At 65.7% G+C, this 13,897-nt stretch carries 15 protein-coding genes; 12 read left to right on the plus strand and 3 right to left on the minus strand.

Translation table 11 applies throughout. The features are described from left to right. Positions 1-90 precede the first annotated feature (90 nt). The 4 genes from FBT96_RS00835 (at position 91) to FBT96_RS00850 (ending at position 2,645) form a co-directional block, all read left to right on the plus strand. Entirely contained in the window at positions 91-363 is a 273-nt protein-coding gene (locus tag FBT96_RS00835; RefSeq protein ID WP_136904511.1) for a succinate dehydrogenase assembly factor 2, read from the plus strand. 131 nt (positions 364-494) lie between these two features. Next, the gene (locus FBT96_RS00840; RefSeq protein ID WP_136904524.1) at positions 495-989 is read left to right on the plus strand and encodes a MarR family winged helix-turn-helix transcriptional regulator; all 495 of its coding nucleotides are present in this window, start codon (positions 495-497) and stop codon (positions 987-989) included. Positions 990-1,099: 110 nt separating this feature from the next. Continuing rightward, a complete protein-coding gene (locus FBT96_RS00845; protein WP_136904512.1) occupies positions 1,100-2,263 on the plus strand; it encodes a serine hydrolase domain-containing protein in 1,164 nt (387 codons plus the stop codon). Between the two features lie 13 nt (positions 2,264-2,276). Further along, a complete protein-coding gene (locus tag FBT96_RS00850; RefSeq protein ID WP_136904513.1) occupies positions 2,277-2,645 on the plus strand; it encodes a DUF2237 family protein in 369 nt (122 codons plus the stop codon). Here FBT96_RS00850 and epmA read toward each other — a convergent pair. Beyond that, positions 2,633-3,682, minus strand: a complete 1,050-nt coding sequence (gene epmA, locus FBT96_RS00855) for an EF-P lysine aminoacylase EpmA (protein ID WP_136904514.1) — start codon at positions 3,680-3,682, stop codon at positions 2,633-2,635. The two genes, FBT96_RS00850 and epmA, sit on opposite strands and share 13 nt — an antisense overlap. A gap of 98 nt (positions 3,683-3,780) precedes the next feature. On the opposite strand from epmA, the gene efp reads away from it, so the two are divergent. Further along, positions 3,781-4,350: an elongation factor P gene (gene efp, locus FBT96_RS00860; protein ID WP_136904515.1), complete on the plus strand. Its 570-nt coding sequence runs from the start codon at positions 3,781-3,783 to the stop codon at positions 4,348-4,350. A 238-nt stretch (positions 4,351-4,588) separates the two neighbouring features. On the opposite strand, the gene irrA is transcribed toward efp, so the two are convergent. Beyond that, positions 4,589-5,005 (minus strand): iron response transcriptional regulator IrrA, encoded by a 417-nt coding sequence (gene irrA / locus FBT96_RS00865; RefSeq protein WP_136904516.1) that lies wholly within the window; start codon positions 5,003-5,005, stop codon positions 4,589-4,591. 154 nt (positions 5,006-5,159) lie between these two features. Between irrA and fabA the strand changes: the two genes are divergently transcribed. The 6 genes from fabA to mtnA all read left to right on the plus strand — a co-directional run bounded on the left by fabA (position 5,160) and on the right by mtnA (position 11,874). Then, entirely contained in the window at positions 5,160-5,669 is a 510-nt protein-coding gene (gene fabA, locus FBT96_RS00870) for a bifunctional 3-hydroxydecanoyl-ACP dehydratase/trans-2-decenoyl-ACP isomerase (protein ID WP_136904517.1), read from the plus strand. 23 nt (positions 5,670-5,692) lie between these two features. Then, positions 5,693-6,922 (plus strand): beta-ketoacyl-ACP synthase I, encoded by a 1,230-nt coding sequence (gene fabB, locus FBT96_RS00875; RefSeq protein ID WP_136904518.1) that lies wholly within the window; start codon positions 5,693-5,695, stop codon positions 6,920-6,922. A gap of 6 nt (positions 6,923-6,928) precedes the next feature. Then, complete coding sequence (locus FBT96_RS00880) at positions 6,929-7,717, plus strand: enoyl-ACP reductase FabI (protein WP_136904519.1); 789 nt, start codon at positions 6,929-6,931, stop codon at positions 7,715-7,717. Between the two features lie 55 nt (positions 7,718-7,772). After that, complete coding sequence (locus FBT96_RS00885) at positions 7,773-8,603, plus strand: alpha/beta fold hydrolase (RefSeq protein WP_169583106.1); 831 nt, start codon at positions 7,773-7,775, stop codon at positions 8,601-8,603. Between the two features lie 121 nt (positions 8,604-8,724). Then, on the plus strand, positions 8,725-10,593 hold the full coding sequence (locus FBT96_RS00890; protein WP_169583108.1) for a calcium-binding protein: 1,869 nt from the start codon (positions 8,725-8,727) through the stop codon (positions 10,591-10,593). Between the two features lie 177 nt (positions 10,594-10,770). Further along, positions 10,771-11,874 (plus strand): S-methyl-5-thioribose-1-phosphate isomerase, encoded by a 1,104-nt coding sequence (gene mtnA, locus FBT96_RS00895; protein ID WP_136904522.1) that lies wholly within the window; start codon positions 10,771-10,773, stop codon positions 11,872-11,874. A 208-nt stretch (positions 11,875-12,082) separates the two neighbouring features. Here the strand turns inward: mtnA and FBT96_RS00900 are convergent, their stop codons facing one another. Beyond that, positions 12,083-13,066 carry a sugar-binding transcriptional regulator gene (locus tag FBT96_RS00900; RefSeq protein ID WP_136904523.1) on the minus strand — a complete coding sequence of 328 codons (984 nt, stop codon included), beginning with the start codon at positions 13,064-13,066 and terminating at the stop codon, positions 12,083-12,085. A gap of 93 nt (positions 13,067-13,159) precedes the next feature. On the opposite strand from FBT96_RS00900, the gene FBT96_RS00905 reads away from it, so the two are divergent. Continuing rightward, on the plus strand, positions 13,160-13,897 hold a 738-nt coding region (locus FBT96_RS00905), incomplete at its 3' end, for a class II aldolase/adducin family protein (protein ID WP_169583111.1).

The following is a 13,897-nucleotide window of genomic DNA, read 5'->3' on the forward strand; positions in this document are numbered from 1 at the left end:
CGCGCGGGCGCGGGCGTTCAAGGAAAACGCAGTTGACGGGCGGGGTTGGCGGGTGCAAGGCAGGGCCACGCACGGCAAGGAAGGTGGATCATGAGCGAAACGCACGAAGCCCGGATCAAGCGGATGAAGATGCGCAGCTGGCGCCGCGGCATCCGCGAGATGGACCTGATTCTGGGGCCCTATGCCGATGCGAATCTTGAAGGATTCGATACCGCGCAGCTCGATCTCTTCGACAGGCTTCTGGAAGAAAATGACCAGGATCTGTACCCCTGGTTTTCGGGGGCGCAGCCGTGCCCGCCACAATATGTTGATTTGTTTGCGGAAATCGGCGCCTTCATGCAGGGCAAGCTGGCGCGGGGCTGAGGCGCTATCTTGCAGAAATTGTGACGAATTTCCGAAACTTCGTCTGGGTTTAACCGTATTTTCGGGTTTTGCCGCCAAGGTGGTCTCAGGAAGCGAGGCTGGCGGAGAACCGAATGTCATTTCAAACCCCGATGAAAGCGCCCGGAACGGAAGAAGGCGCCTCTCCCGGTATCATGTCCTGCTATCTGGACAGTCTGTCTCTGGTCGAACGTCTGCATCGTCTGCTTTTGGACGTGATCAAGGACGAATTCGAACGACTGGGGATTTTGGAAATCAACCCGGTGCAGGCGCTTTTGCTGTTCAACATCGGCGAGAACGAGGTGACGGCGGGCGAGCTGAAGACGCGCGGCTATTACCAGGGCTCGAATGTCAGCTACAATCTGAAGAAGCTGGTGGAATGCGGCTACATGCATCACCAGCGCTGCGAGATCGACCGTCGTTCGGTGCGGGTAAAGCTGACCGCGAAGGGCGTCGATCTGCGCGAACGGGTCACCGCGCTCTTTGAACGTCATGCCAAGGGCATGGATGTGCGCAACGTGATCACGCTTGACGCGATGGACGAGATGAACCGGACCCTGCGCCGGATGGAGCGCTACTGGTCGGATCAGATCCGCTACATCTACTAGGGACTGACGCAGCGACAGGCTGCATGGCGCCGCTTGCCCCCGGGGCAGGCGGCGTGCTTTCCTTTGCGGGTCCGGCAGGCGCTCTGGTGCCGAACCTTGGGGAGGGGATCATGCGGCGTTTTCTGCGCATCTTCTGGCGCGTTCTTCTGGTTCTGCTCGTGCTGGGCGCGGGCGCGGCCCTGGTGAAACGCGATGACATCGCCCGGTTGATGGCGGTGCAGACCTTGTTCGACGAGGGGCGGATCGTCGAGAATTTCTCGCAGATGGACCGGTTGTTCCAGTCCCGGGTGCTCGACCGCGGTCCGGGGCCGGTCTCGGCGCTGCCGATGGGCGTGCCGGAAACGCTGTCCCCCGAAGCCGAGGCCTGGGTCGGCCGCCGCGCGGTCACCGCGCTTGTCATCCTGCGCGACGGGCAGATTACTTATGAGCGGTATTACAAGGGCACCGGGCCCGAGGATCTGCGGATCAGCTGGTCGATGGCGAAATCGGTGCTGTCGGCGCTGTTCGGGACGCTGGTGGCGGAAGGCACCATCCCCGATCTGCAGGCGCAGGTGGTGGATTTCGTGCCGCAGCTCAGGGGGTCGGCCTATGACGGTGTCAGCATCCATGACGTGCTGACGATGACCTCGGGCGTGCATTTCGACGAAGACTACATGAAATTTTCCTCCGACATCAACCGGATGGGCCGGGTGCTGGCGCTGGGCGGCTCGATGGACGGCTTTGCCGCCTCGCTCAAGACCCGGGCGACGCCGCCGGGCAGCCACATGCATTACGTCTCGGTTGATACGCATGTTCTGGGGATGGTGATCAAGGGCGCGACGGGGCGCGATCCGGTCGATCTGATGGCGGAGCGGATCATCGCGCCGATGGGGCTGGAGGCGAGCCCGGTGATGCTGACCGATGGCGAGGGCACGGGTTTCGTGCTCGGCGGGCTGAACCTGCGCACCCGCGATTATGCGCGCATCGGGCAGATGTTCCTGCAAGGCGGTTTCTGGAACGGGCGGCAGATCGTGCCCGCCGATTGGGTGGCGGCCTCGACCGCGCATCAGGCGGCGGATGGGGCGGGCTATGGCTATCAATGGTGGGTGCCCAGGGACAACGCCGATTTCGGCAACGACTACATGGCGCAGGGGATCTACGGGCAGTTCATCTACATCAACCCCGCCCGGAATGTGGTCATTGCGGTCAATGCGGTCGATCTTGGTTTTGCCGCGGCGGGGGTGACCGATGAAAACCTTGCGATGTTCCGGCAACTGGCGCAGGCTGGCCCCTGAAAAGGGGGATCACATGGAAATGGAACCTTCGGTCAATGTGCTGGACGGGCCGCTGGAGGCCTGCTCGATGGCGCCGAAAACCGGCTTTTTTCGCGACGGCCATTGCAACACCTGCTGGGAGGATCGCGGGTTGCATTCGGTCTGCGCGGTGATGACGGCGGAGTTTCTGGCCTGGTCGGCCTATGTCGGCAACGATCTGTCCACGCCGCGGCCCGAGCATGATTTTGCCGGGTTGAAGCCCGGAGATCGCTGGTGCCTCTGCGCCAGCCGCTTCCTGCAGGCGCATGAGGAGGGCTGCGCCCCCGAGGTCCGGCTGGAGGCCACGCATCGCCGCACGCTGGAGCTGGTGCCGCTCGAGGTCTTGCGGCTTTACGCGATCTGATCCGAGACCGGCGTCCAGATCACGTCGTCGATCCGCGGCGCCGAGGTGGCGAGCATGACGAGCCGGTCAAAGCCCATCGCAATGCCGCTGGCCGCGGGCATCTGTGCGAGCGCCGCCAGAAAATCCTCGTCGATCGGGTAACGCTCTCCGTAGATGCGGGCTTTTTCGTCCATCTCGGCCTGAAACCGCAGCCGCTGTTCGGTCGCATTGGTCAATTCGCCAAAGCCGTTCGCCAGCTCCACCCCGCAGGCGTAAAGCTCGAACCGTTCGGCGACGCGGCCATCATCGGGGGCGGGACGCGCCAGCGCGGCCTCGGCCACCGGATAGCGGTCCAGAATCGTCGCCCGGCCATGGCCCAGATGCGGCTCGACCTTTTCCACAAGAACCTTGGACAGCATCAGCGACCAGGTGTCCGCGTCGCCGACCTTGATCCCGGCGGCGCGGGCCTGGGCGCGCAGCCCCGCGGCATCGGTCGACCCATCCGCGCCGCAGCTGGCCAGCAGGTCGATGCCCGCGTGACGCGAGAACGCCTCCGCGACCGAAAGCCGCTCGGGCACGGCAAAGGGGTCGCATTCATGGCCCCTGTAGCGCAGCACCGTGCTGCCCGCGGCCGTCGCCGCAAGGCGCAGGAAATCGGCGCAATCCTGCATCAGTACGGTGTAGTCCTCGCCCACCCGATACCATTCGAGCATGGTGAATTCGGGCGAATGCAGGGCCCCGCGCTCGCGGTTGCGCCAGACATGGGCAAAGGCGGCGATCCGGGTTTCGCCCGCCGCCAGCAGTTTCTTCATCGCGAATTCGGGCGAGGTGTGCAGATACATCGGCACCGGGGCGCCATCATTGCCGATCGCGGTGGTGGCAAAGCCGTGCAGATGCGCCTCGTTGCCGGGGCTGACCTGCAGCGCCACCGGATCGACCTCGAGGAAGGCGTGATCGGCCAGCCAGCCGCGCAGCGCGGTCTGAATGCGGGCGCGTGCCAGCAGGGCCGGGCGGCGATCGGCGTGACGGGAGGGGCTCCACCAGGGCGTTTGGCTCATTTTCGGGGCTTTTTGCTGGAAATACGGCTCGCGATGGTTTAGGCGCTTCGCCATCCGGGCGCCAGAGCCTGTCTTAGACCCCATTCAAGGAACCTCAAATGGCCAAAGTCATCGCCTCTTCGCTGCGCAAGGGCAACGTCGTCGACATGGACGGTGTGCTTTACATCGTGCTGACCGCCGAAAACATCCACCCGGGCAAGGGCAACTCGGTGACGCAGGTCGAGATGCGCCGGATTTCGGACGGGGTGAAGGTGTCGGAACGCTGGCGCACCGTGGACAGCGTGGAAAAGGCGCATGTCGACGAGAACGAATTCGACTTCCTCTATGAGGATGGCGAGGGCTTCCACTTCATGAACCCCGAGACCTACGACCAGATCGCCGTGTCGGCCGATGTGGTGGGCGATGCCAAGGTGCACCTGCGCGACGGCATCCGGGTGTGGATGCTGACGCATGAAGGCGTGGCGCTGTCGATCGAGCTGCCGCAAAAGGTCACCGTCGAGGTCGAAGAGACCGAGCCGGTGGTGAAGGGGCAGACCGCGTCCTCGTCCTACAAGCCCGCGATGTGCACCGGCGGCATCCGCGTGATGGTGCCGCCGCATATCGGCGTCGGCACGAAGATCATCATCAACACCGCCGACACCTCCTATGTGGAACGTTCCAAGGAGTGATCCTTCGGACCCGTTGCGATCCTCAGGCACCCTTCGGGGTGCCTTTTGCATTGGAGGGCGTCGGTCCGGCCGGGACTTTGCCCGATTTTCAACGCTCAGTCGTGCGTCTGCCCCCTTGCCCTGCGGCTTGCGCCTGCGGGCAATCGTCCCGCGCGGTCTGCCACTGGCAGACCGCCATTGCGGGCCGAAATGCAAAAGGCCGGGGAAACCCCCGGCCTTTTGCTGTACTCGGCTGCGCTCAGATCTTTTTCAGCCGGATCACCACATCGACGCGGCTGACCTCGGTCCCTTCGGGGGCCTTCGGCACGCGGACGAGTTCGAGTTCCTCGACCGGGGCGTCGGAGATCCGGTTCTCGCCCTCCCAGAAGAAATGCGGGTGATCGTCCATCCGGGTGTCGAAATAGCTGCGCCCGGCATCGACGGTGATTTCATGCATGATCCCCGCCTCGCAAAAGGCGCGCAGCGTGTTGTAGACCGTGGCGAGCGAGACCTTTTCCCCGGCGTCGCGGGCGGCGGCGTAAAGCACCTCGGCAGTCACATGCCGGTTCATCCCGTCGCCGACCAGAAGCGACGCCAAGGACATCCGTTGCCGGGTCGGCCGAAGCCCGCCCGCGGCGAGCCAGCGCAGTCCACGTTCCTGAGCCATCGTCTTCATGATCGAAAACCTTTTTTTCCTGTAACTATTATAAGTTGAACCGGCTTCGCATTCAACGGGATTCTGACGCACCCCCGGGGCGGGGGGCGGGCCTTGCACCTTCGGGCGGGGCGGTGCTAGAGGAAGGGGGACAAGACCTTGGGGGGAAACGCCGATGTCACTCTATCCGACAAGCTTCGGCAAGGACGATCTGCTCAAATGTGCGCGAGGCGAGCTGTTCGGGCCGGGCAATGCCCAGCTTCCGGCACCGCCGATGCTGATGATGGACCGCATCACCGAGATTTCGGAAGACGGCGGGCTGCATGGCAAGGGTCATGTGGTGGCCGAATTCGACATCACGCCGGATCTGTGGTTCTTTGACTGCCATTTCCCGGGCAACCCGATCATGCCGGGCTGTCTGGGCCTGGACGGGCTGTGGCAGCTCACCGGCTTCAACCTGGGCTGGCGCGGCTGGCAGGGGCGGGGCTATGCGCTGGGCGTGGGCGAGGTCAAGCTGACCGGCATGGTCCGCCCCGACCGCAAGATGCTGACCTACAAGGTCGATTTCACCAAGGCCCTGCAGACCCGGCGTCTGACCATGGGCGTGGCCGACGGTATCGTCGAGGCCGACGGCGAAGTGATCTATGTGGTCAAGGACATGAAAGTGGCTCTCTCGGAGAGCTGATCGAAGAAGGACAGGAGGCCCCCATGCGGCGCGTCGTCATCACCGGGCTGGGCATCGTCAGCCCCATCGGCAATTCTGCCGAAGAGGTTTCGGCCAGCCTGCGGGCCGGTCGCTCGGGCATCGTCTTTGCCCCCGAATATGCCGAGCGCGGTTTCCGCAGCCAGATCCATGGCGCGCCGCAGATCGTGCTGGAAGACCATATCGACAAGCGCAACCTGCGCTTCATGGGCCGCGGCGCCGCCTACAACTTCCTGTCGATGGAACAGGCGATCCGCGATTCGGGGCTTGAGGAAAGCGACGTCTCGAACCCGCGCACCGGGCTGATCATGGGCTCGGGCGGGCCCTCGACCTCGAATTTCTTCGAGGCGCATCAGACCGTGCTGCAAAAGGGCTCGCCCAAGCGCATGGGGCCGTTCATGGTGACGCGCTGCATGTCCTCGACGAACTCGGCCTGTCTGGCGACGCCGTTCAAGATCAAGGGCGTGAACTATTCGATCACCTCGGCCTGCTCGACCTCGGCGCATTGCATCGGCAACGCCGCCGAGCTGATCCAGATGGGCAAGCAGGACATCGTCTTTGCCGGTGGTGGCGAGGAGCTGGACTGGACGCTGTCGTGTCTGTTCGACGCGATGGGCGCGATGTCGTCGAAATACAACGACACGCCGACCACCGCGGCGCGGGCCTTCGACGTGACGCGGGACGGCTTTGTCATCGCGGGCGGCGGCGGCGTTCTGGTTCTGGAGGAACTCGAACACGCGAAAGCCCGTGGCGCGAAGATCTATGCCGAGCTGACCGGCTACGGCGCGACCTCGGACGGCTATGACATGGTGGCCCCCTCGGGCGAGGGCGGCGAACGCTCGATGCGGCTGGCGCTGGGCACGCTGCCCGAAGGCCGCCAGATCACCTATATCAACGCGCATGGCACCTCGACCGTCGCGGGCGACGTGACCGAGGTCGAGGCCGTCCGCCGCGTCTTTGGCGAAGGCAAGGTGCCGCCGATCTCGTCGACGAAATCGCTGACCGGGCACAGCCTGGGCGCCACCGGCGTGCATGAGGCGATCTATTGCCTGTTGATGATGCAGGGCAAATTCATCACCGGATCGGCCAACATCACCGAGCTGGATCCGGCGATCAAGCCCGAGGAAATCGCCACCAAGCTGGTGGAAAACGTCGAATTCGACTCGGTTCTGTCGAACAGCTTCGGCTTTGGCGGCACCAACGCCACGCTGGTGATGAGCGCCTACAAGGGTTGAGGAACGATGGCTGAGTTGATGAAGGGAAAACGGGGCCTCGTCATGGGCGTGGCCAATGAACGCTCGATCGCCTGGGGCATCGCCTCGGCGCTGGCGGCCGAGGGCGCGGAGCTGGCCTTTTCCTATCAGGGCGAGGCTTTCGGCAAGCGCGTCGAGCCGCTGGCGGCTTCGGTCGGATCGACGCTTCTGGTCGATGTCGACGTGAACGACGATGCCTCGCTGGATGCCGCCTTCCAGCGGCTGAAGGACGAATGGGGCACGATCGACTTTGTCATCCATGCCATCGCCTATTCCGACAAGAACGAGCTGGCGGGGCGGTTCATCCACACCACGCGGGACAACTTCAAGAACAGCCTGGCGATCTCGTGCTTTTCCTTCATCGACATCGCCCGGCGCGCGTCGGAACTGATGCCGGACGGCGGCGCGCTGATCACGCTGACCTATGGCGGCTCGAACCGGGTGACGCCGTTTTACAACGTGATGGGCGTGGCCAAGGCGGCGCTCGAATCCGCCGTGCGCTATCTGGCCAATGATCTTGGGCCGCAGGGGATCCGGGTGAATGCGATCTCGCCCGGCCCGATGAAGACGCTGGCGGGCGCGGCCATCGGCGGGGCGCGCAAGACCTTCCGCCACACGGAAGCCAACAGCCCGATGCGGCAGAATGCGACGCTGGAAGCGGTGGGCGGCTCGGCGGTCTTCCTGTGTTCCGATTACGGCGCCTGCACGACGGGGGATGTGGTGATGGTCGATTGCGGCTATCATGTGCTGGGCATGCCGCAGCCGGAAAACATCTGATCGACCGATCGAGTTTCAAGGGCGCCTGCGGGCGCCCTTTGCTTTTGGAGAGTGAGTGATGGATTTTTTCACCGCAGACGATGGCGCGAAGATCGCCTTTTCCGACGAGGGGGCAGGGGGGCCTGTCGTGCTGGCGCTGGCGGGGCTGACCCGCACCGGGCGCGACTTCGACTATCTGGCGGCCCATCTGCCGCCCTGCCGTCTGATCCGCATGGATTACCGCGGCCGCGGCGACAGCCAATGGACCGGGGCCGCGACCTATACGGTCCTGCGCGAGGCGGCGGATGCGCTGCAGCTGCTTGACCATCTGGGCGTGGAAAAGGCCGCGGTGCTGGGCACCTCGCGCGGCGGGATGATCGGGATGTATCTGGCGGCGGTGGCGAAGCCGCGTCTGACCGGGCTGTGCCTGAACGACATCGGCCCGGTGCTGGAGCGCGCGGGGCTGGAGCGCATCTTCGACGTCGTCGGCCGCAATCCGGTGGCGAAAAGCTTTGCCGAGCTGGTCGAGAAACTCCCCGCCGCGATGGTGGGCTATGAAAATGTGCCGATGAGCCGCTGGCTGGAGGAAACCGAGCGGCACAATATCGAAACTCCGCAAGGCGTGAAGATCAACTACGATCCCGAACTGCGCGAGGCTTTCCTCCACGCCTTCGACGCGGGCATCTTCGAGACCTGGCCCTTGTTCGACGCCTGTGCCGGTCTGCCCGTGGCGCTGATCCGGGGGGCGAATTCCGACCTTCTGAGCCCCGAAACCGTGGCCGAGATGCGCCGCCGCCGCCCCGACATGACCTTTGCCGAGATCCCGGGCCGTCCGCATATCCCCTTCCTCGACGAGCCCGAGGCGGTCGCCCTGATCCGCGGCTGGATTGCGCGCCTGCCCGGCTGAGCCCGGCACTCCTGCGGCATTTTCGCAAAATGCCCGCTATTTGAACCAAAGTTGACGCCGGTCATGGCGCGGCTCACGCATTTGTGAGGCAATGCCCCCCGCTCTGGTACGGGAGGACACCATGACGCTTTCTTACCGTTTCGATTCCTGGATTCTGACACGCCGCTTTCCCGATCCGACGGACTGGTCCGAGCAGGCGAACACCCTGCAGCACAGCACCGTCACCCTGCGGGTTCCCGACGGGCAGAACACCTTCATCCTGTCGGGCAGTGGCATGACCGACCCGACGCAGTTTGCCGATTCCAGCATGTCCTATGTGCTGACCAGCCTTGGGCCGGTGAACGAGGCGCTGGGTCAGGGGCACATGGTCGCGATCCGGCGCGTGCATTACGACGACGGCACCTTTACCGATGTGCTGCACATCAGCCGCCATGTCGTGGTCGACGTGGCGGGGACCCCCGTGATGGTCGGCTTCGACGAGATCTTCGTCTATCTGGGCGGGGTGGCGCTGCCCGATTTCACCTCGGCGACGGAAATGGCCGCCTGGGCGGGCAATTACCTGTCCTGGGGCGCGCCCAGCCCTGCGCTCTATCCGGCCGGCGCCGCGATCGACTGGGGCAGCTTTGACATCGACAACGTGATCCGCGGCACGAACCTGGCCGATACGCTGACGGGCGGGGCCCTCAACGACGAGATCCTGGGCCTTGCGGGCAATGACAGTCTTTCGGGCGGCGAGGGCAACGACACGCTGAACGGCGCGGCGGGGCGGGACACGCTGACCGGCGGCACCGGCGATGACATGCTCAGCGCCGGGGCGATGGATGTGTCCAACGATCTGCTGCTGGGCGGCGCGGGCGCGGACACGGCCGATTACCGCGCCGTCACCGCGGCCTCGGGGATTGTCATCGATCTTCTGGCGGGCCGCGCGGTGAATGCGGCCTATGTCGGCACCGACCGGCTGGTGGGCGTCGAGAATGCGATCGGCGGCGCCGGGGCGGATACGATCCTTGGCACCGCCGGGGCGAACCGGATCGACGGCGGTCTGGGCGCCGATGATCTGCGCGGCGGCACCGGCAACGATGTCTATGTCGTCGACCGCGCGGGCGACCGGATCACCGAAGCCGCGGATGGCGGCACCGAGACGGTGATCGCGACCTATTCCGGCCATACGCTGGGCGCCAATCTGGAAAACCTGGTGCTGGACGGCGCGGTCATGGTGGGCAGCGGCAATGCGCTGGCCAATCAGGTGACCGGCAATGCGGCGGCGAACCTGCTGGCGGGCGGGCTTGGCAACGACCTTCTGCGCGGCATGGCCGGGACCGACACCCTGCAGGGCGGCGAGGGCCATGACACGCTGGAGGGCGGCACCGGCGCCGACCGGATGCAGGGCGGGGCGGGCAATGACAGCTACATCGTCGATGAAAGCGGCGACCGCATCTTCGAGACCGTGACCCCGAGCGGCACCACCGATGCGGGCGGGCGCGATCATGTCAGCAGTTCGGTGACGATCAACCTGGATGCCTATGCCGGGGCGCGGTTCGTCGAGAATGTCACCCTGACCGGCACTTACACGATCAACGCCACCGGCAATGCGCTGAACAACCGGATCATCGGCAATGAGGCCGACAACGTGCTGGCGGGCGGTCTGGGCAATGACGTGATCACCACCGGGCTGGGCAGCGACGTGATCGTCTTCAACACCGCGCTGGGGGCGACCAATGTCGATCTGATCACCGATTTCTACGCCGGTTACGATCAGATCCGGCTTGACGATGCGATCTTCACCACGCTGGCGCGCGGGGCGCTGGCCGACAGCGCCTTTGTCGCGAACGAGGGCGGCCGGGCGATGGATGCGGGCGACCGGATCCTGTTCGACACGGCGACGGCGCGGCTTTACTATGACGCCGACGGCAGCGGCGCCGGGGCCCGGGTGCTGGTCGCCTTCGTCACCGGCTCGGTCCTGACGGCGGATGATTTCGTCGTGATCTGACCCCGGTCCGCGGTATCTTGAGCCCGTCCCTGCGGGGGCGGGCCTTGCGCCCGCGGGGCGCTTCGTCGCAGCGCCGCCCTGACGGCTTTGCAATTGTCATTAGCGTTTGACTTATGCTGCATACGATGGAACACCTGCGGCCAAATCAGGCCCGCAAGGCGGGAACAGGAGGATGCGGTGAAGATCGACGGAACCCCCTATCGCACGATCTGGCAGGACGCGCGCGGCATCGTGCAGGTGATCGACCAGCGTTGGTTGCCGCATGAATTGCGCATCGTCGATCTGCAAAGCCGCGCCGATTTCGCCGTGGCGATCCGCGACATGTGGGTGCGCGGCGCGCCGCTGATCGGGGCGGCGGCGGCCTGGGGCGTGGCCGTGGCGATGCAGGAGGATCCCTCCGACGCCGGTCTGGCCGAGACCTGGGAGGTGCTGCACGAGACCCGTCCGACGGCGATCAACCTGCGCTGGGCGCTGGATGAAATGGTGCGGGTGCTGCGCCCGGTCCCGCCCGAGCTGCGCGCCGCGGTGGCGGCCAAACGCGCCGCCGAAATCTGCGACGAGGATGTGGAAATCAACCGCCGCATCGGCCAGCACGGGCTGGAGATCATCAAGGCGATCGCCGCGAAGAAGCCCGGCCAGACGGTCAACATCCTGACCCATTGCAACGCGGGCTGGCTGGCGACGGTCGATTGGGGCACCGCCACCTCGCCCATTTATCACGCGCATGAGGCGGGGATCCCGGTGCATGTCTTCGTCGACGAGACCCGGCCGCGCAATCAGGGCGCGCAGCTGACGGCCTGGGAGATGAACCACCACGGCATCTCGCATGCGCTGGTGGTCGACAATGCGGGCGGCCATCTGATGCAGCATGGCGAGGTCGACATGGTGATCGTCGGCACCGACCGCACCACCGCGCGCGGCGATGTCTGCAACAAGATCGGCACCTATCTGAAAGCCTTGGCGGCGCGGGCGAATGGCGTGCCCTTTTATGTCGCGCTGCCCTCGCCGACGATCGACTGGCGGGTGCAGGACGGGGTGAAGGAAATCCCGATCGAGGAGCGCACTTCCGACGAAGTGACCCTCGTGCAGGGCCGCGGGGCGGATGGCAAAATCGCGCTGGTGCAGATCTCGCCCGATGGCACGCCCGCGCGCAACCCGGCCTTTGACGTGACGCCCTGCGAGCTGGTGACCGGGCTTCTGACCGAGCGCGGGCTTTGCCCGGCGAACGAGGCCGCGATGGCGGCGATGTTCCCCGATCTCAAGGCCGCGATGCTGGGCTGAGGCCCGTTTCGGGCGGATCAGGAAAGGCATTGCCTTTCCCCGCCCGTGTCGCACCCTCTGTGCAAAGACCCTCTGCCGCAAGCGCAACAGAGGCCAGCGCCCGCCATGGGGCGGGGCGGGCGCTGGCCGGCGGCCTTCGGGCCGCGGCCGGACAGGGGGCCTCTGTCTCGCGTGACCTCGGCGATGGCCTCGGTCATGGCAAGGCCCCCTAAGCCGCCGCCAGCAGCGCCTCGGCCACCCGGGTCGAGGTGGCCAGATGCGTGACATAGCCGCCGCGGATCGCGGCGAGGCTCGGCACCACCTTGTCGAGCCCCGGCGTCACCAGAATCCCCATCTCCAGACCCACCAGCCGCGGCAGGTCGATGCCGATCATCCGCGTCTCGGTCTCGCCCGGCATCTGCCGCCCCATCGCATCGACGAAGCGCCCGCAGATCACCCCCGCCGCGCCGCGCGCGACATGGGCGGCCAGCTCCTCGGGCGTCGCCAGACCCGAGCTGACGACATGGCTGTTCTCGCTCACCGTGCCGACGGAAAACAGAAGCTTGTTCACCCCCTGCAGCGCCTCCAGCTGCGCGCGCAGGATCGGCTCGGCGCGCAATTCCTCGGCCAGCGCCGCGCGCGACAGCACCGCGGGCGCATGCAGGTTCAGACAGCGCGCGCCCAGCCGTTGCGCCAGCCGGGTCGAGCAGGCCTCGGCGGTGAAGCCATAGGGCGTCGCCATCGAGCCCATCAGCTGCAACACCGTCAGATCCTCGATCGCGCGGTTTTCGACCTGCTCGGCCAGTTCATAGACCGTGCGGCCCCAGGCCACCCCCAGCCGGTCGCCGGGCGCCAGAAGGTCGGGCAGCCACAGCGCCGCCCCGCGCACGACGCGGGCAAAGGCCGGGTCCGGGGCCAGCCCGTCATCGGGCACGACATAGGCCTCGGCCAGACCGAATGTCGCGCAAAGTTCCAGCGAGAGCCGATGCGCGGTAAAGGCGGGCGCGGCCAAAGTGATGCGGATCAGCCCGGTTTCGCGCGCCTCCTGCAGGTAGTTCACCACCGTCGCCCGCGAAATCCCCAGGCTTTCGGCGATGTCCTGCTGGTTGCGGCCGTCGTGGTAATACATCCACGCCACCTCGATCACCGCATTTTCGCCGCTGATCCGGCCCAGCGGCCGCCCCAGAGATCGCTTCCGTGTCGTGCCCGCCATCTTGCCCTCCGGGTTTCGCCGTTTGACAAAAATAGGTGACAAAAGTAAGGAAATCCAGCGCCGTTGCCGCGCCCGCGAGAAAAGGAGACCCCGATGATCCGCAATCTCTGGAGTGACGAGGCGGCCGCGGCGGCCGGGGGGGACCTTGGCCAGCGGATCTATTCCGCGCGGCTGATCGGCGCCGACCCGGAGCTGGTGCTGCATGGCGGCGGCAATACCTCGGTGAAGACGACGGCGGTCGATCTTTTCGGCGAGACGGTTTCGGTGCTGCATGTCAAGGGCTCGGGCCATGATCTGGCGACGATCGACGCGGCCGGATTGCCTGCGGTGCGGCTGGATCCGATGCTGCGGCTGCAGGATTTCGACGCGGTGGCCGATGATGTGCTGGTGAAGCTGCAGCGGCTCAACCTGCTCGATCCGTCCGCGCCGAACCCCTCGGTCGAGATGCTGCTGCATGCCTTCCTGCCGCATAAATTCGTCGATCACACCCATGCGACGCCATTTCTGGTGCTGGCGAACCTGCCCGAGGCCGAGGCGGCGCTGCGCGAGCTTTTCGGCGATCGAATGGCGCTGGTGCCCTTTGTGAAGCCGGGCTTCGGTCTGGCCAAGGCCGGGCTTGCGACCTATGCGGCAAACCCCGGCGTCGAGGCGCTTTTGCTGAAGAACCACGGCCATTTCACCTGGGGGCCGGATGCGAAGTCGAGCTATCTCAAGGTGATCGAACACGCCAATCTGGTCGAGGCCTGGCTGGCGGACCGCCGCCCCGCGCCGCTCGTGCCCGCCGCCGCCCTGCCGGTGGCCGGGATCGCCCCGGTGCTGGCGGGCCTGCGC

The organism is Rhodobacter capsulatus, assembly GCF_005144475.1.
Taxonomy (GTDB): domain Bacteria; phylum Pseudomonadota; class Alphaproteobacteria; order Rhodobacterales; family Rhodobacteraceae; genus Rhodobacter; species Rhodobacter capsulatus_C.

What these genes read in the sequence shown, in the direction of transcription:
- FBT96_RS00850 (WP_136904513.1), top strand. Translation starts at nt 2,277, where the DNA reads ATGGAAATGGAACCTTCGGTCAATGTGCTGGACGGGCCGCTGGAGGCC.
- fabB (WP_136904518.1), top strand. Translation starts at nt 5,693, where the DNA reads ATGCGGCGCGTCGTCATCACCGGGCTGGGCATCGTCAGCCCCATCGGC.
- fabA (WP_136904517.1), top strand. Translation starts at nt 5,160, where the DNA reads ATGTCACTCTATCCGACAAGCTTCGGCAAGGACGATCTGCTCAAATGT.
- FBT96_RS00900 (WP_136904523.1), bottom strand. Translation starts at nt 13,066, where the DNA reads ATGGCGGGCACGACACGGAAGCGATCTCTGGGGCGGCCGCTGGGCCGG.
- FBT96_RS00880 (WP_136904519.1), top strand. Translation starts at nt 6,929, where the DNA reads ATGGCTGAGTTGATGAAGGGAAAACGGGGCCTCGTCATGGGCGTGGCC.
- epmA (WP_136904514.1), bottom strand. Translation starts at nt 3,682, where the DNA reads ATGAGCCAAACGCCCTGGTGGAGCCCCTCCCGTCACGCCGATCGCCGC.
- FBT96_RS00890 (WP_169583108.1), top strand. Translation starts at nt 8,725, where the DNA reads ATGACGCTTTCTTACCGTTTCGATTCCTGGATTCTGACACGCCGCTTT.
- FBT96_RS00845 (WP_136904512.1), top strand. Translation starts at nt 1,100, where the DNA reads ATGCGGCGTTTTCTGCGCATCTTCTGGCGCGTTCTTCTGGTTCTGCTC.
- FBT96_RS00840 (WP_136904524.1), top strand. Translation starts at nt 495, where the DNA reads ATGAAAGCGCCCGGAACGGAAGAAGGCGCCTCTCCCGGTATCATGTCC.
- efp (WP_136904515.1), top strand. Translation starts at nt 3,781, where the DNA reads ATGGCCAAAGTCATCGCCTCTTCGCTGCGCAAGGGCAACGTCGTCGAC.
- irrA (WP_136904516.1), bottom strand. Translation starts at nt 5,005, where the DNA reads ATGAAGACGATGGCTCAGGAACGTGGACTGCGCTGGCTCGCCGCGGGC.
- FBT96_RS00835 (WP_136904511.1), top strand. Translation starts at nt 91, where the DNA reads ATGAGCGAAACGCACGAAGCCCGGATCAAGCGGATGAAGATGCGCAGC.